Origin of the sequence: Robertmurraya sp. FSL W8-0741, assembly GCF_038004005.1 — a bacterium.
Classification (GTDB): domain Bacteria; phylum Bacillota; class Bacilli; order Bacillales; family Cytobacillaceae; genus Robertmurraya; species Robertmurraya siralis.
Genome location: NZ_JBBOQG010000001.1, coordinates 2,331,505 through 2,347,336 on the forward strand (window position 1 = coordinate 2,331,505; position 15,832 = coordinate 2,347,336).

A 15,832-nucleotide genomic window follows, 5' to 3' on the forward strand; every position below is an offset into this window, starting at 1 on the left:
ATTTCATTTACAATTTGGGAGGAACATCTTGAATGTCAATATTACAAGGAATTTTAGATACATATGCCATGTTTTTCGATTGGAACATGTGGGTGGAGGCATTAAGTGACCCTGTATCCTGGGGATTGATTGGTACACTAGTTATTATGGAAGGGTTGCTTTCAGCTGATAACGCTCTTGTTCTTGCGGTCATGGTAAAGCATTTGCCGGAAAAACAAAGGAAAAAAGCTTTGTTTTACGGATTACTTGGCGCATATATATTCCGTTTTCTTGCCATCGGTGTAGGGGTTTACCTTATTGAATTTTGGTGGGTAAAGATACTGGGTGCAGGATATTTGGCATGGTTGGCAATCAAGTACTTTATGGATAAAAGGAAAGAAAATGATAGTGGTGAGGAAGAGCTTGAAGGTATCAATAAAAGCGGCTTGCTAATTCGTTTGTTTGGTAATTTCTGGGGAACAGTTGCGGCAGTTGAACTAATGGACATCGCTTTCTCTATTGATAGTGTCTTGGCTGCGTTTGGAATCAGCCAAGAAATTTGGGTTCTGTTGCTCGGTGGTATGCTCGGAGTGCTAATGATGCGTGGTGTAGCTGGTATCTTCTTAAAACTGATTGATCGCGTGCCAGAGATTGAAACAACCGCATATGTACTGATTTTGATTATATCAGTAAAAATGTTATTAGGTGTAGTTGATATTCATATTGATCATATCTACTTCTTTATTATTTTACTCATTGCTTTTGCGGTCACTTTTATAATTCATTTCCGAAACAAGAAAAAGCAATCTGAAGCTCAGAATCTATAAATGAAAACCAAGAAATCAGGCATATACAGTTGTGAAAGGGAACAGACGTAGAGTCCGCTCCCTTTCTTTTTTAAAATTATGTTGAAATCATACGGATCAAAAAAAGAAGGAGAAGGTTTAATGAGATTTTTTTCAAATCTTTATGACGATGATATCAAGCAATTTTTTTTCAAGCGTCCTACTTCATTTAGTAAGTATTCTCCTCGTGAAATTCTTTCATATGGACTTGGTGGAACCTTGTATATGCCGGCAACGAAAAAGAATATCCATGAGGATGTTCTGACAAAAAAACATGCTGGCCTAACATCGCTTGTGATCTGTTTAGAAGATGCGATCGGTGATAATGAAGTGGAAAAGGCAGAAATGATGCTTTTGCATGAACTCTCTCAGCTTTATGAAGGAATTGAAAAAGGCTATATCGACATCGAAGAGCTTCCACTCATTTTTATTCGCGTAAGAAACAATGAGCAGTTAAGACGCTTAATTGCTTTACTTGGCGAACGAAGAGAAGTGATTACAGGCATTGTTATTCCTAAATTTCGTCAAGGAAATGGGGAGGCAATTTTACATGAGATTGCTCATTTAAGTAATAGTCGTTCTCCATTGTATGCTATGCCTATTCTTGAAACAAAGGAGATTATTTATAAAGAATCAAGGGAACAGGAATTATTAAATATTAAAAATATACTTGATCAATATAAAAACAATGTATTAAACGTCCGAATTGGAGCAACTGATTTTTCAGGATTATTTGGAATCCGGCGGAATTCAGATACGACTGTTTATGATATAGCTGTTATTCGTGATTGCATCGCGGATATTATTAATATGTTTGTACGTTTAGACAGCCCATATGTTGTCTCAGGTCCGGTTTGGGAATATTTTTCTTCTCCAGAGAGGGTATTAAAGCCGCAAATAAGAGAAACTCCCTTTTTGGAGAGGTACGGCAAAGAAGGACTAAAGCTTCGCAAGGAAATTATCGGCAGCCATATGGATGGTTTTATAAGGGAAATTTTAATGGACATTGCCAATGGAATTGTTGGCAAGACGATTATTCACCCAACACATATTCAAACTGTACAAGCATTAAATGCAATCTCGTATGAAGAATACACGGATGCTGCACATATTATTGCTGAAGGGAATGGGGAGATAGGAGTGTTAAAAAGTTCTTTTGCCAACAAAATGAATGAACTTAAGCCACATCTCTATTGGGCTCAAAAGATTATGCTTAAATCGGAAACTTATGGGGTGCTACAAAATGAATACACATATGTCGACCTTCTTAAACAAAACAATTACGTATAAAATTTTAGACGGACTTACAGTTAAATTAGCAATTCAAGACAACCCGTATCAGCTTTCATTAGAAGATTTATTCGAAATGGCAGCAAGGATTAATAAAAAACGCTCTTTTTTATTTGTTAGTAAAGTCCTTGGGAAGCATATTCCCATTTCACCGCAAAAGGGGCTCCACATAGGTGCTCTTTTAGCAGCGAGATATTTAGAAGTCGTAAAAGGGGTTACTCCTGAGCAGCTGCCGCTTTTGGTGAGTCAATTTAAAAAAAATCAATTTCCACAAAATATCTCTCCTTTTGTTGCTGAAAATATAGAACCGCTTATTATTGGCTTTGCTGAAACGGCGACAGCTTTAGGTCATGCTTTTTTTGATGCCTTTCAAAAGGCTGAATATGTGCATACAACGCGTGAGTTTCTACATGATGTAGAGCCTAGCATTACTTTTGAAGAAGAACATTCACATGCAACTTCACATCGAGCGTATTTAAAGTCGCCATGGTTTGAGCGGCCTAATGAGATTATTTTAGTAGATGATGAAATGACAACAGGGAAGACAACAATTAATATTATCCGTTCGATACACGAGAAGTTTCCAAGGAAATCGTACACAATCGTTTCAATTCTTGATTGGCGCTCTAAAGAACATGTCGAGCAGTTTCAGGCATTGGAGAGTGATCTCGGCATTACCATTCATTCCGTAAGTTTAATAAAGGGAACAATCGATGTAGAAGGAAGCGTTAAAGAGGAAGATTTCCATGAAGAACCCATCTATAAAAGATTACAAGTGGTGCAGCAAATTACATCTATTCCTGTCTTAATGCCATCCGCTATGTATATGAATGGCTCTGTAAATTCCCCATATACCCGCTATACGGGAAGGTTTGGAATAACAGCTGATGAACAAAAAGAGGCACTTCAATGGTTGAAAAATATAGGTCGTATGCTAAAGGAATATAGGAGCGGTTCCAAAACCTTAGTGCTTGGTTCAGGTGAATTTATGTACATGCCAATGAGAATTGCTGCCAATATGGGGGCAAATGTATATTATCAATCTACGACTAGAAGTCCGATATACCCAGCCGATCGCTGTCATTATGGTGTTCGAAATCGTTTCTCCTTTTTAAATCCGGAGAACTCTTCAGTACAGCACTATGCTTATAATATAATGGAGAATCAATATGATGACCTGTTTCTGTTTTTTGAAAAGGAAATTCAGTGGGAGCATTTACAGCCAAAATTAGACCAATTGAAAAGAACAAATATTACCGATATAAAAGTCGTATATTTAAGTGAGAAAGAAGGTGTTCCGAAATGGATTCGCTATTAGCGCCGTATCATAAAATTGGCTCTTACTCTGAAAAAGATGTGAAATTTCTTCTGAAGGATCTTAGTGCTCTCGACTTAGAAGGAACGACTGAATCAAGGGAGAAAAGGATACAATCAGGGGAGCATTATAGTGAATCGCTTCCCGTTGAGTATCAGCCACCTCAGGAATATCTTAAGCTTTTTTTAGCGACATTGGATGAATATAAGGAAATGGTCGCACTTTATGTTGGGGTGGTGGCGGAGCAAATAGTCAATTTAAAAGGAAAAGATGCGGTGCTTGTATCTTTGGCAAGAGCCGGTACTCCAATTGGCATCCTGATTAAAAGATATGTAGAGTGGAAATATGCTCTCACCCTCCCTCACTACAGCGTTTCGATTATTAGAGGGCGTGGCCTTGATGTCAATGCGATTAAATATATACGCCATCACCATCCACGAGGAAACGTGCAATTTATTGATGGTTGGACAGGCAAGGGAGCCATTTCTATTGAATTGACGAGATCGTGCCAAGAACTGCAGCACAATGAAGGGATTGTACTTGATGATACATTAGCTGTGCTGGCTGATCCAGGACATTGCACATCCCTATACGGGACGCGCGAGGACTTTATCATTCCGAGTGCTTGTCTAAACTCAACTGTTTCCGGTCTCGTGAGCAGGACGGTTTTAAATAAAAAATATATAGGACCGAATGATTTTCATGGAGCAAAATATTATAAAGAGCTTGAAGCAGAGGATTTGTCAAATGACTATTTGCAAGAGATAACTGCACAGTTTCCACTAGTTAAGGATGAGGTTTCTGCGCGATTGAAAGAGGATAAAGTGCTGGAGAAAGCTACCTTTTCCGGCTTGGAAACGGTAAAACGAATGATGGAAGAGTTTGCTATAGAAGATATTAATTTCGTAAAACCAGGAGTTGGTGAAACGACTAGAGTCCTTTTAAGAAGGGTGCCGTGGAAAATTCTTATAAAGGATTTAAACAGTCCTTTCGTCAAGCATATTTTAATGCTGTGTGCAGAACGGAATGTGCCGGTTGAAGAATATCCAAACATGGAGTATACATGCTGTGGTTTAATAAAAAATGTGAGGTAGAAACAAAAATGATGTTTGCATCTGATCTCGATAGGACGATCATATATTCACATCGTGCGATCGAAGAATACTCAAAACATGAAAAACTAGAGCTAATTGCGGTAGAGAAGAGAGAGGAAAAAGAAGTATCGTTTATGTCTAAAATGGCTTTAGCATATCTTCGTAAATTATCATCAATGCTCCTGTTCGTTCCTGTCACAACAAGATCACATTCCCAGTATAAAAGAGTTTTCTTTCAAAACATCGCTCATCAATACGCAGTGACAACAAATGGTGCTATTATTCTTTACAAAGGTGAAAAGCTGGTAGAATGGGAAGAAAAAATCTCAAAGGAAATACGAAGCTCTTCTGTATCGATGCAAGAATTAAAGAAACTGCTTATCAATTATTTTAAGATAGAGGGCGAGCTGAGATTGGTAGAAGAGCTTTTTATCTATTATTACTTAGAGAAAGGAATAGCACCTGAGCTTCTCTTGGAAGTAACGGAATTCGCCCGGAAAAAAGGCTGGAGAGTTTCTCTACAGGGAAGAAAACTTTATTTTGTACCAAAATCATTATCAAAAGGGAGTGCGATTAAGTTTATTCAAGAAAGGGAAGGAATTTCGACGTTAATTGGCGCAGGCGATTCACTATTAGATGATGACTTTTTAAAACTTTGTCATCATCCATTTGTTCTTAGCCACGGTGAACTTAATAACTATCCATTAAAGGAACATTATTACGTCATTGAGCAAGCAGGCGTTAAGGGTGGAGAGGTATTGTTAAAATCAATACTATCAATCGCTAATAAAGCAAATAGTTGATGGATTACTTCTGTTTTAATCTTTCTTCGCCCCATAGTCCTAATGAATAATAAAAGCTAAAACATAACAGACCGAAGCCAATAAATGTAAGCAATCCATAAACGATAGATTGGTGTAGTGGATAGAGCATATACGAAAAAATAAACGATAAAAGGATGAAGTCCATATAAACAAAAATACGAGAAAACATAATATCTTCTATGGTGTTTAACTCATTCTGGAGATCACCGGTTGTTCGCAGTCGATAAAGTAAGCGCATAAATCTCACCTTCCTAATAAATCTTCTTCCTTAAGCTGTGCGATTGCTACAACATATGCACAGATAAGAAAAAAGGTGAAAGGGGAAGAGGAGTGAAAAAAATGAAACCTTTTTGAATATTTTCTCGTAATAGAAAATATAGCATTCTTAGAAAATCAATAATTAACTGTGATATGATGATACTATAATCACATCATCGAAATATGGAAGAAGAGCTTTGTTAAAAGGGAAGGGATTTCATGAATCCATCTTACAGTCATTTAGTTGCCCATATCTTGCCACTATCGTTGGAAACATGGGTATCGATGGTTAATAAAACGATTACGGAACGTCCGCAATATCAAATTGATAAAGGGGCTATTCATGTTGGGCAAGTGGTTGCCCGTTTTTTAGGAGTAGCTGTCGATGAAGATGAATACTATAACCAACTATTTGAGTATGTTCATGGAGAAGAGAAAATTTTAACTCTTTTAAGTGAAAATACACTTGATAAAAAAATAGATAATCAGCACTTTCAAGCAATACAAAGAGTACTGAATATTAATCAAGAACAAAAATTGTCAATCAATCGCTTAGTGGCTTTTTTAGACGGTGAACAACTCCTTTTAAAAGCAAAGGACCCCGCACTTCATCGTAAGCTTCGCGAGGCGATGATCGCTACGCTGAAGTTATTTGCAGACAGGGAATCTGAAGGATTGCAACATCATGAGTTGCGCCGCGTATTAGTTGATTTAGTGAAATGGTCATTTAATCATCTTCAGCCAGAGCTTGAGGAAAGTAATCTGAACGAGCATTTGCCTAAGTTCCTCTGGTATGGAGACTTTAAGAAAAGTCATTTTTATTTTGCTTATTACTTAATGAAAGTTGGCTGTGATTTAATTATCTTTAGTCCAAGTGGACGTGATATTTTAGCTGAAATTGATCCGAATGGGGAATTATCCTTCATCCATAAATATCCAGGTCAAAAGGAAGCGGAAGCTTTCCCTACTGAAAGAAGAAATCGAAAAGCTACCGTTGCTTATAGAGCTTCTCGAGAAATTGAGACTATTTTAAATCATGAAGGCTCTGGGTTATATAAGCCTTGGCAGCTAAGGGAATATACTCCGAGTTCGATTACGTTAAAAACTACCTATGATGAGCTCTTTATTATTGCAAAGGAAATCGCGATGATCCGTCCTGATTTTGAAGTAAGTAACGGAGTGGTAAACATCCCGAATGTATTTGCGAAGATCCAAGGGGTGAGTCGTAACCGTAAGGAGTATTGGGATCGTCTTCATGCACTCACTGCAAGTGAAGCAAGTTTACTGATTAAACAATTTCCGTTCTCAAGTTCGGTCAATAATGATTTTCGTTTTCATTATCGAGATGCTTTAGAACGGGATGGCTTATTAAGCACCGAAAAAATGATTCAAAGCAATTATTGGCGTTACAGTCATCTTCCTACAGGTTTACAGATGGGCATCGCAAATGCAATTCGAAACATTTGTGCTAAGCCAGCACTTAAACCTCTTAACAAAGAAACGTTGGACGATGTAAAGATCTACCTCTTTACCCAAGGCATGCAAATCCCGGCAAATGTTTTACAGCTTCTGCAGCAATTTGACTATTCTCAGACAGTTCCGAAAATAATCCTCTTTAACAATGAGTTAAATGGAACGATGACTAGGACCGATACTGCTTTATTATTGCTTCTGAATCAATTTGGCATCGACATCATTCTCTATAATCCTCCTGGTCATAATGATATTGAAAATTATGTTGAAGAACATCTCTATGATATACACTGGTTGGAAGATGTAGTTTTTAATCTTGATTATCGAGAGCCGTCAATTGTGAAACGCCTTTTCCGTCAAGGTTTTAGGAGAACTTAATAAATCCAATTAAATATAAATTGCAAAGGTGGATGATAAAATGAATCAGATTCAAAATGCTCAGCTTGATCTTCTAGCGAAGGAACCTGAAGATAAGTTATCAGAAACGAAGGTTTCTGAAATAAAGCTTGCTCTTCGAAACGAGCCTGAAGTCCAACAGCTTGCCCGTTCCATTGATGAGAAAGACCAAATTCAAGTATTGGAGTTTGGGAAGGAGCCTGCTGTTCAAATTTCAAGATTTTCTGATCAAATTTTAAGCAATATGAGAGCGACAAAAATAGAAGATTCCGGTGAGCTATTAAAACAGCTTGGACGTATCATGGATAAATTTGATAAAAAGGATTTTGAACAAAGTTCAGGCGGACTTTTCGGAAAATTATTTAAACGCGGCGAGAAATTGATTGAAAAACTATTTGGAAAGTATCAAACGATGGGTGGAGAAATTGATAAGATTTATGTGGAAATATCTAAATATCAAGGTGAAATGGTAGACTCTACCCAAATGCTTGACCAAATGTATGAAGAAAACTATCAATATTATCTCACATTAGAGAAATATGTGGTTGCTGGGGAAATGAAGGTTGAAGATTTGAAAAAGAACCAACTCCCGTTACTCGAGTCCAGAGCCCAATCTGGTGATCAAGTTGCAGCTATGCAACTTGACACAATGAGAAATGCCATTGAACTACTAGAGCAAAGAATTTATGATTTAGAAATGGCTAAGATGGTTGCTCTGCAAACAGCTCCACAAATCCGATTGCTGCAAAGAGGAAACACAAAACTAATTGGGAAAATTAATTCTGCTTTTGTCACAACCATTCCGATCTTTAAGAACGGTCTCATTCAAGCTGTTGCTGCTAAACGCCAAAAGCTTGTAGCAGATTCGATGAGTGAGCTCGATCGGCGCACAAACGAAATGCTTCTGCGCAACGCGCAAAATATTTCTCAGCAAAGCGTTGATATTGCGAGACTTGCTGGCGGACCAAGTATTAAAATTGAAACGATCGAGGAATCTTGGAATGTTATCATGAAAGGGATGCAAGAAACTAAGTCCATCGAAGAAGAAAATAAGCGTCTTAGAGAAGAAGGGACGAAAAGACTTGAGCAATTGCAGGATAACTTTAAAAAGATGAAGCTTCAAGGCAATGTCTAAACTGAAATTCTGATTTAAAAATACATACAGGGGGGTAATGAAATGGCGATTAATTTACAAAAAGGACAAAGAGTGGATTTAACGAAAGGCAATCCAGGTCTATCAAGAATATTAGTTGGACTCGGCTGGGACCCAGTTGAGAACCGTGGTGGCGGTATCTTTGGCTCACTGTTTGGGGGCGGTGGTGGCTCTAACATCGATTGTGATGCCTCTGTGATTATGTTAGGTGATAATGATAGATTACAAAATAATAATGATGTTATCTACTTTGGAAACTTAAAAAGCAGCGATGGCAGTATTCAACATACTGGCGACAATCTAACAGGACATGGTGATGGCGATGATGAGCAAATTAATGTGGATTTAAGCAGAATTCCTACGCATGTCCAAAAGCTTGTATTTGTAGTGAATATCTATGATTGTGTGAAAAGAAGGCAGCATTTTGGGATGATTCGAAATGCTTATATACGAATCGTTAATCCGACGAGTGGACAAGAATTAATTCATTACAATTTAAGTGAAGATTACAGTGGCAAAACAAGCTTAATTGTTGGAGAAATCTATCGTCATGGCTCCGATTGGAAATTTGCTGCGGTGGGAACTGGAACGACAGCAGCCAGTCTTGGAGAATTAGTAAGAACTTATTCCTAATCTATTATGATGGTTCCAGCTTAACTTTCAAATAATTCTATTATGGGGTGAGGATAATGAGCAGTATTAATTTATCAAAAGGACAACGAATCGATTTAACCAAAACGAATCCAGGCTTAACTAGAGTCATCGTAGGATTAGGTTGGGATACGAACCGTTATGATGGAGGTCAAGATTTTGATTTAGATGCTTCTGCCTTTTTAACGGATGAAAATGGAAGGGCAACACAAGATTTGGATTTTGTTTTTTATAACAACTTAATCCATCCTTCTGGTTCTGTTGAGCATACAGGTGATAATCGTACAGGTGAAGGTGATGGGGACGATGAACAAATTAAAATTGATTTCAGTAAAGTCCCTGCCAATATTAATAAAATTGCCATTACGGTAACCATTCATGATGCGGAGCAGAGGAGCCAAAACTTTGGTCAGGTTTCAAATGCTTTTGTTCGCGTTGTTAATGCCGATACGAATCAAGAAGTTTTGCGCTATGATCTTGGCGAAGACTTTTCCGTGGAAACGGCTGTAGTTATTTGTGAATTATATAAGCATAATGGTGATTGGAAATTCAATGCAGTAGGAAGTGGATTTTCCGGGGGACTTGCAGCCCTTTGCCGAAACTTTGGCTTACAAGTGTAGCCGGCTTTAAAAGTATCAATACGAACGAATGATCCTGTTTAACAGAAGCATGCTGTAGACAAACTCGCTGAATTCATGGAGGTTTGTCTACAGTCTTTTTGTCGTGCACCTTTTTTAAAATGCTTGGATAAACGCCATTCCCATCAACAGAACAAAGTCAATCCTCGGTAGTGCCGTTAAAAAAGTTAATGAAGGAGACATTTATTGTACCTTCATGCTTGCTCTCTATATGTTCTTGTTACACGGACAGACCTACTCTACTAATCGTGAAATATTGTTTTTCGAATGCTTTGTCCCTTATTTTTTCAACTGAGCCAAAAATCAGCACCGTCCTATAACAAAGCCTCCTAGGAAAATGTAAGTCGTTATGAACTTGCGACAAAAATTAAATGAGAAGGGCATTTGCAATCAGTAGAGCCAAATTTTTTAACAGGCCAGCATCCTCCACTTTCTTTCCTTAATTTCTCAGCTAACTGGCACTCTCCGATACTAGTTTCATATGTTATAATTTTTGTAATAATACCGTGTGGTCGTAAATAGTCAAAATGCCATTTTTGCACCTTTTCCTCCTTGATATGACGGTTTATCCGAGCAATAATATTGCGTTTGGCGCTTCCTACGTAAATGTACTCTCCCTTTTTAAAGAGAATACTTCCTAGTTTTCCAACCTCTACTTTTATTTCATCAGAGATGTGCAAGTGAATGGAATAAAGAGTATGGGATGGATCAATTATTTCAACCATGATAAACCTCCTATTGTTAGAAAGGGGAGTAGAAGAATGAAAAAACGAATCTCCGTAATCGGAATTTGGGTTCTCCTTGTAGTTCTATTAGGGAATTCTACGCAATCCTATGATGGGATTATTTTAAAATATTATCCTAGTAATTCGCTCTTAAAACAACTGCTCTATTTAGATGGCAATGCCCCTGTAAATGAAATGGTTATTTTACCAGAACAAAAATTTGATGAAGAAAAAGCTGCTGCGATAATAAAAAATATTCAACAGCTTCCGCCTCCTCTCTTAGCAAAAATACATCAAAACGGGATTTATTTAAAGTTATTTGTAGGGAAATTAACGGATAATCCTAGTGCTAAACATTTAAGAGGGCTTATTCCAAGAGGGTATGTCCATCAGAAAAAATGGGATGAGGTACCTGGGATTGGCGGAGGAAGAGTTGTTCTCGTCAAAATTGGTCATAGTGAAAAAGGGATGGGCCATGGCTCTGTTAATTTAGAATTACATGAGCTAGCCCATTCCATTGATCGAATTATTTATAATAAGCTTCGCTTTGACCCTGTTTTTCTTCATATATGGACGAATGAAAAACATGCCTTATTTCAAAACCAAGCGTATTTTATCACTTTACCAGAAGAGTATTTTGCTGAAGCATTTGCAATGTATTATGTGAATGAGGAAAATCGTACCATCTTAAAGAACAAAGCTCCTTTGACTTATGAATATATAAAAAACCTTCAGTAATTTTTTTGAAAGCTTTAGAAATCGTTAGACGACCAATTGTGGTAAAATATAAACCATATTTAATTTCTCTTGCTCTAGAAAATGAGGAGCAGGAGTTAGTAGAAAGATGTCAGGAGTGGAATTTATGAAACAATATTTAGATTTGTGCAAGCATGTTCTGGAAAATGGCGTCCAAAAAGAAGATAGAACAGGAACAGGGACGATTAGTACGTTTGGCTATCAAATGCGTTTTAATTTAGCAGACGGATTTCCGCTGGTGACGACGAAAAAACTGCACTTAAGATCAATTATTCATGAGCTTCTTTGGTTTTTAGCAGGGGATACGAATGTGAAATATCTGCAAGAAAATGGTGTGCGAATTTGGAATGAGTGGGCTGATTCTGAGGGGGAATTGGGTCCAGTTTATGGCCATCAGTGGAGATCATGGACTGCAGCAGACGGAAGTACGATTGACCAAATTAGCCAACTGATTGAACAAATAAAGACAAACCCAGATTCCCGGCGCTTACTTGTAAATGCATGGAATGTAGGCGATCTGGACAAGATGGCACTTCCTCCATGCCATTGTCTGTTTCAATTTCATGTCGCAGATGGAAAATTATCGTGTCAGTTGTATCAGCGTTCTGCAGATATTTTCCTCGGCGTGCCTTTTAATATAGCATCTTATGCTTTATTAACGTTAATGGTAGCTCAAGTGTGTGATCTAGAGCCAGGAGAATTCATCCATACATTAGGTGATGCACATATTTATAATAATCATATTGAACAAGTGCAGTTGCAGCTCACACGAGAGCCATATCCACTACCTAAAATGAAAATTAATCCAGCTGTAAAAGATATATTCCAATTCACATTTGCAGATTTTGAATTGGTCGATTATGTTGCTCACCCTCATATTAAAGGTGTGGTCAGTGTATGATTTCTTTTATTGTGGCAATGGATGACAACCGTGTAATTGGAATAAATAATCAACTCCCGTGGCATTTACCAGAGGATCTGAAATTTTTTAAAAGGACAACAATGGGGCATCCTATCATCATGGGTAGGAAGACATTTATCTCAATTGGCCGCCCATTGCCTGGCAGAGAGAATATAATCCTGACAAGGGATGCAGATTTTCAATTTGATGATTGTACCGTATTTCATGATCTAGAAACTTTATTATCTTTTTGTCAACAAAAGCCAAAACAGGAATTTTTCGTCATTGGGGGAGCAGAGATTTTTAAGGAGCTATTATCTAAAGCTGATAGACTGTATATTACTGAAATTCATGCAAGTTTTGAAGGAGACACCTTCTTTCCCCAGATTGCAATGGATGAATGGCAGCTTATATCAAAAGAAAAAGGCTTGAAAGACGAACAAAACCCATATGATTATGACTTTGTCATTTATGACAGGAAATAAGGCTGGGCCCTCTTGATTTCAGGGGGCTTTTTTTGTGGGCCGTGTAAAATAATATTGTTGATAAAATGAATTTGGATCATTTCGTGTGAGACCTAAGTTTCACACGCCTTTCAGCTCTGCATTCCATAAGTGATGTGAGAAAATGAGCAAAGAACAATACTGAAATATAGTAAATCTTTTGTTTTAAAAATGAGAATAATAATAATTTTATAATAACAGGCTTAACAATTGCTGAAGAACATGTTAAAATAATCAAATTAAATTAAGGAAGTTTTTTAAAAATTTTGTGATATTAGAGGTAGGGGAATGATATGGAACAGAATGTACTAAAAAGAAAATGGCTGCAAGTGGAAGATATAATTATTGCATACCAGCAGCTCAAGGATATCGTTGCCCATACACCGTTACAAAAAAATGAACGGTTGTCGGAGAAGTATTCTTGTAATGTATACCTGAAGAGAGAGGATTTGCAGCATGTCCGCTCTTTTAAACTTAGAGGAGCATTTTATAAAGTAAAATCTTTAAGTGAGGAACAATTAAGAAATGGCGTTGTTTGCGCGAGTGCAGGGAATCATGCTCAAGGTGTAGCATACGCCTGCCGTCAACTTGGCGTACACGGTAAAATATTTATGCCGACAACAACGCCGAAGCAAAAGGTTAGTCAAGTGGAGTTATTTGGGAGGGAATACGTCGAGATTGTGTTAATCGGTGATACGTTTGATGATGCCTATCATAAGTCGGTCGCATGTGCACAACAGGAAAAACGTGCGTTTATCCATCCGTTTGATGATGAAATGGTCATTGCTGGGCAAGGGACTGTTGCCGTAGAAATTCTCAATGATTGTGAAGAACCAATTGATTTCGTCTTCGGAAGTATTGGAGGGGGAGGACTACTTTCAGGTCTGAGCACCTATGTAAAAAGTGTGTCCCCTAATACGAAAATGATCGGGGTGGAGCCTTTGGGAGCCCCTTCGATGAAGTTAGCCATGGAAGCGAAGGAAGTTATCTGCCTTGACAAAATCGATAAATTTGTTGATGGAGCAGCAGTGAAAAGTGTTGGAAATAAAACGTTTGATATTTGTCAGGAGCTTATGGATGATATATTGCTTGTCCCGGAGGGAAAGGTGTGCACAAGCATATTGGAGTTATACAACGAGCACGCGATTGTTGCGGAACCAGCAGGTGCAATGCCGATTGCAGCACTTGATCTGTACCGAGAAGAAATTAAAGGGAAAAATGTAGTTTGTGTCGTAAGCGGGGGAAATAATGATATTGGAAGAATGCAGGAGATTAAAGAGAAATCACTTTTGTATGAGGGATTACTATACTACTTTATCGTTAATTTTCCTCAGAGGGCTGGAGCTCTCAGAGAATTCCTTGACGAAGTATTAGGCCCGACAGATGATATCACTAGATTTGAATACACAAAGAAAAATAACAAGGATAATGGACCTGCATTGGTCGGAATTGAATTGCAAAGAAAAGAAAACTACTGTGCTCTAATTGATCGTATGAATAAAAAAGGGTTTTCTTATAAAGAAGTGAATAAGGACCGGGATCTCTTTAATCTTCTTATCTAAAATGTGAATTTCTTATGAACAATTGTGGATAATGCCCCTATAAAGATTAAAAAATACTATAATCATATTAGGAAGGGTTGATTGTCCTATCGATGCTGCGATTATTGCTTTTCAAACATTATAGTGGTATTGTTGAGTTATCAATTAACCGTATTAATGATCTTATTAAAAGGGGTTGTTCTACACATGTTGTCAAACATCGGAGTACCTGGTTTAATCTTAATATTAGTATTGGCATTAATCATTTTTGGACCGAAGAAGCTCCCTGAGATTGGAAGAGCATTCGGGCAAACATTACGTGAATTTAAAAAATCAACAAAAGAACTAACAAGTGATGTTATGGAAGAATTCGAAGAAGAAAAAAAAGAAATTAAAGACATGACAAAATTGACAAAATAAGGTGTGAGATTTCTATCTTGCACTTTTTTTCTGAAATTGTAGTTTATGGGTTAAGAAATCTTTTTTTAATATGATATACTATTCCTCTAACGGCCTTTCGTTTAGATGTATAAATTTTGTAGTTGGTAGGGGACATTAATGAATGATAAAGAATTAAATTTAATAGACCATTTAGATGAATTAAGAAAAAGAATCATTTTATCTGTTGCCGCATTTCTTGTGTTTTTTATTGTCGGCTTTATTTATGTAAAAGATATATATGAATGGTTTGTTCGTGACCTGGATGTTAAACTCGTTGTTTTAGGTCCGAGTGATATTATTTGGATTTATTTCATGATTGGTACAATTATTGCCATTGCTGGTACTATCCCAGTATTAGCTCTACAAATATGGCTTTTTGTTAAGCCTGCTTTGAAGCCGAATGAAAGAAAGATTTCCCTATCTTATATTCCTGCCCTATTTATTTTATTTATTGTTGGTCTATGTTTCGGCTATTTCGTCATATTCCCAACAATAATGAATTTCTTGGTTGAATTAAGTGGGGATATGGTTGTCACAAATTTTACTGCGGATAAGTATTTCCGGTTTATTATGAATACAACCCTTCCATTTGGATTCTTATTTGAGCTTCCAGTCGTGGCAATGTTTCTAACATCTCTGGGAATTATCAATCCTTATGTGTTGCAAAAGGTGAGAAAATATGCATATTTTGTATTGGTTGTGATCGCGGTAGTCATTTCTCCGCCAGATATTATGTCAGATGTTCTAGTCACGATACCATTATTATTCCTTTATGAAATTAGTATTAACTTATCAAAAATCGTTTATAAACGTAAGCTGAAAAAAGAACAGGAATGGGAAGTAGAGTTTTCGGAATAGAATGAACCGGGCGATGGCTCGGTTTTTTATATATTTGCGTACGGAGAAAATGATGTGAATTATTTTGAAAAAATATAAATTTGCCATTATTTTTATAGAATCTCCTGTTTACTCTCATTTTTAGCTATTTCCTCTCAAATTCTATCAGAAATGTGCTTTTTAAAGGATGTTGTTGTTCTTTATAATGTACA

Annotated in this window: 17 protein-coding genes; 15 read left to right on the top strand and 2 right to left on the bottom strand. The window is 37.1% G+C overall.

Features of this window, described 5'->3' with window-relative positions; genetic code table 11:
• The first annotated feature begins 32 nt into the window (after nucleotides 1-32).
• From NST02_RS11300 to NST02_RS11320, 5 genes are all read left to right on the top strand, one after another.
• Entirely contained in the window at nucleotides 33-806 is a 774-nt protein-coding gene (locus tag NST02_RS11300; RefSeq protein ID WP_095306447.1) for a TerC family protein, read from the top strand.
• A 120-nt stretch (nucleotides 807-926) separates the two neighbouring features.
• Nucleotides 927-2,114 carry an HpcH/HpaI aldolase/citrate lyase family protein gene (locus tag NST02_RS11305; RefSeq protein WP_095306446.1) on the top strand — a complete coding sequence of 396 codons (1,188 nt, stop codon included), beginning with the start codon at nucleotides 927-929 and terminating at the stop codon, nucleotides 2,112-2,114.
• The gene (locus tag NST02_RS11310) at nucleotides 2,068-3,432 is read left to right on the top strand and encodes a phosphoribosyltransferase family protein (protein ID WP_340949026.1); all 1,365 of its coding nucleotides are present in this window, start codon (nucleotides 2,068-2,070) and stop codon (nucleotides 3,430-3,432) included. The genes NST02_RS11305 and NST02_RS11310 overlap by 47 nt, the downstream gene beginning before the upstream one ends.
• Nucleotides 3,417-4,523 (top strand): cysteine protease StiP family protein, encoded by a 1,107-nt coding sequence (locus NST02_RS11315; protein ID WP_340949027.1) that lies wholly within the window; start codon nucleotides 3,417-3,419, stop codon nucleotides 4,521-4,523. Before NST02_RS11310 ends, NST02_RS11315 begins: the two co-directional genes overlap by 16 nt.
• 8 nt (nucleotides 4,524-4,531) lie before the next feature.
• Nucleotides 4,532-5,326: an HAD family hydrolase gene (locus NST02_RS11320; RefSeq protein WP_212933259.1), complete on the top strand. Its 795-nt coding sequence runs from the start codon at nucleotides 4,532-4,534 to the stop codon at nucleotides 5,324-5,326.
• Nucleotides 5,327-5,330: 4 nt separating this feature from the next.
• Here NST02_RS11320 and NST02_RS11325 read toward each other — a convergent pair whose 3' ends face one another.
• Nucleotides 5,331-5,585: a hypothetical protein gene (locus NST02_RS11325; protein ID WP_095306442.1), complete on the bottom strand. Its 255-nt coding sequence runs from the start codon at nucleotides 5,583-5,585 to the stop codon at nucleotides 5,331-5,333.
• Nucleotides 5,586-5,824: 239 nt separating this feature from the next.
• Between NST02_RS11325 and NST02_RS11330 the strand changes: the two genes are divergently transcribed.
• Genes NST02_RS11330 through NST02_RS11345 form a run of 4 tightly spaced genes read left to right on the top strand, consistent with a single transcriptional unit; the run spans nucleotide 5,825 to nucleotide 9,898 of the window.
• Nucleotides 5,825-7,456, top strand: a complete 1,632-nt coding sequence (locus NST02_RS11330) for a YceG family protein (protein WP_212933260.1) — start codon at nucleotides 5,825-5,827, stop codon at nucleotides 7,454-7,456.
• Between the two features lie 40 nt (nucleotides 7,457-7,496).
• Nucleotides 7,497-8,609, top strand: coding sequence for a toxic anion resistance protein (locus NST02_RS11335; protein ID WP_095306440.1), 1,113 nt, complete (start codon nucleotides 7,497-7,499; stop codon nucleotides 8,607-8,609).
• A 42-nt stretch (nucleotides 8,610-8,651) separates the two neighbouring features.
• Nucleotides 8,652-9,260 (top strand): TerD family protein, encoded by a 609-nt coding sequence (locus tag NST02_RS11340; RefSeq protein WP_095306439.1) that lies wholly within the window; start codon nucleotides 8,652-8,654, stop codon nucleotides 9,258-9,260.
• 56 nt (nucleotides 9,261-9,316) lie between these two features.
• Complete coding sequence (locus NST02_RS11345) at nucleotides 9,317-9,898, top strand: TerD family protein (protein ID WP_095306438.1); 582 nt, start codon at nucleotides 9,317-9,319, stop codon at nucleotides 9,896-9,898.
• 365 nt (nucleotides 9,899-10,263) lie between these two features.
• Here the strand turns inward: NST02_RS11345 and NST02_RS11350 are convergent, their stop codons facing one another.
• Complete coding sequence (locus NST02_RS11350; RefSeq protein ID WP_340949031.1) at nucleotides 10,264-10,641, bottom strand: GIY-YIG nuclease family protein; 378 nt, start codon at nucleotides 10,639-10,641, stop codon at nucleotides 10,264-10,266.
• Nucleotides 10,642-10,677: 36 nt separating this feature from the next.
• Here NST02_RS11350 and NST02_RS11355 point away from each other — a divergent pair, with 36 nt between their 5' ends.
• The 6 genes from NST02_RS11355 (at nucleotide 10,678) to tatC (ending at nucleotide 15,641) form a co-directional block, all read left to right on the top strand.
• The gene (locus NST02_RS11355) at nucleotides 10,678-11,379 is read left to right on the top strand and encodes an anthrax toxin lethal factor-related metalloendopeptidase (protein WP_340949032.1); all 702 of its coding nucleotides are present in this window, start codon (nucleotides 10,678-10,680) and stop codon (nucleotides 11,377-11,379) included.
• A gap of 124 nt (nucleotides 11,380-11,503) precedes the next feature.
• Nucleotides 11,504-12,298, top strand: coding sequence for a thymidylate synthase (locus NST02_RS11360; RefSeq protein WP_340949034.1), 795 nt, complete (start codon nucleotides 11,504-11,506; stop codon nucleotides 12,296-12,298).
• On the top strand, nucleotides 12,295-12,783 hold the full coding sequence (locus NST02_RS11365; protein WP_095306435.1) for a dihydrofolate reductase: 489 nt from the start codon (nucleotides 12,295-12,297) through the stop codon (nucleotides 12,781-12,783). The genes NST02_RS11360 and NST02_RS11365 overlap by 4 nt, the downstream gene beginning before the upstream one ends.
• Nucleotides 12,784-13,094: 311 nt before the next feature.
• Complete coding sequence (ilvA, locus tag NST02_RS11370; RefSeq protein ID WP_095306434.1) at nucleotides 13,095-14,363, top strand: threonine ammonia-lyase IlvA; 1,269 nt, start codon at nucleotides 13,095-13,097, stop codon at nucleotides 14,361-14,363.
• Between the two features lie 186 nt (nucleotides 14,364-14,549).
• Nucleotides 14,550-14,762 carry a twin-arginine translocase TatA/TatE family subunit gene (gene tatA, locus NST02_RS11375; protein ID WP_095306433.1) on the top strand — a complete coding sequence of 71 codons (213 nt, stop codon included), beginning with the start codon at nucleotides 14,550-14,552 and terminating at the stop codon, nucleotides 14,760-14,762.
• Nucleotides 14,763-14,900: 138 nt separating this feature from the next.
• Nucleotides 14,901-15,641, top strand: a complete 741-nt coding sequence (gene tatC, locus NST02_RS11380) for a twin-arginine translocase subunit TatC (protein WP_095306432.1) — start codon at nucleotides 14,901-14,903, stop codon at nucleotides 15,639-15,641.
• Nucleotides 15,642-15,832 lie beyond the last annotated feature (191 nt).

Bases quoted from the DNA above. Each gene is read 5' to 3' on its own strand.
- NST02_RS11300 (WP_095306447.1), top strand. From the start codon at position 33: ATGTCAATATTACAAGGAATTTTAGATACATATGCCATGTTTTTCGAT.
- NST02_RS11305 (WP_095306446.1), top strand. From the start codon at position 927: ATGAGATTTTTTTCAAATCTTTATGACGATGATATCAAGCAATTTTTT.
- NST02_RS11310 (WP_340949026.1), top strand. From the start codon at position 2,068: ATGAATACACATATGTCGACCTTCTTAAACAAAACAATTACGTATAAA.
- NST02_RS11315 (WP_340949027.1), top strand. From the start codon at position 3,417: ATGGATTCGCTATTAGCGCCGTATCATAAAATTGGCTCTTACTCTGAA.
- NST02_RS11320 (WP_212933259.1), top strand. From the start codon at position 4,532: ATGATGTTTGCATCTGATCTCGATAGGACGATCATATATTCACATCGT.
- NST02_RS11325 (WP_095306442.1), bottom strand. From the start codon at position 5,585: ATGCGCTTACTTTATCGACTGCGAACAACCGGTGATCTCCAGAATGAG.
- NST02_RS11330 (WP_212933260.1), top strand. From the start codon at position 5,825: ATGAATCCATCTTACAGTCATTTAGTTGCCCATATCTTGCCACTATCG.
- NST02_RS11335 (WP_095306440.1), top strand. From the start codon at position 7,497: ATGAATCAGATTCAAAATGCTCAGCTTGATCTTCTAGCGAAGGAACCT.
- NST02_RS11340 (WP_095306439.1), top strand. From the start codon at position 8,652: ATGGCGATTAATTTACAAAAAGGACAAAGAGTGGATTTAACGAAAGGC.
- NST02_RS11345 (WP_095306438.1), top strand. From the start codon at position 9,317: ATGAGCAGTATTAATTTATCAAAAGGACAACGAATCGATTTAACCAAA.
- NST02_RS11350 (WP_340949031.1), bottom strand. From the start codon at position 10,641: ATGGTTGAAATAATTGATCCATCCCATACTCTTTATTCCATTCACTTG.
- NST02_RS11355 (WP_340949032.1), top strand. From the start codon at position 10,678: ATGAAAAAACGAATCTCCGTAATCGGAATTTGGGTTCTCCTTGTAGTT.
- NST02_RS11360 (WP_340949034.1), top strand. From the start codon at position 11,504: ATGAAACAATATTTAGATTTGTGCAAGCATGTTCTGGAAAATGGCGTC.
- NST02_RS11365 (WP_095306435.1), top strand. From the start codon at position 12,295: ATGATTTCTTTTATTGTGGCAATGGATGACAACCGTGTAATTGGAATA.
- ilvA (WP_095306434.1), top strand. From the start codon at position 13,095: ATGGAACAGAATGTACTAAAAAGAAAATGGCTGCAAGTGGAAGATATA.
- tatA (WP_095306433.1), top strand. From the start codon at position 14,550: ATGTTGTCAAACATCGGAGTACCTGGTTTAATCTTAATATTAGTATTG.
- tatC (WP_095306432.1), top strand. From the start codon at position 14,901: ATGAATGATAAAGAATTAAATTTAATAGACCATTTAGATGAATTAAGA.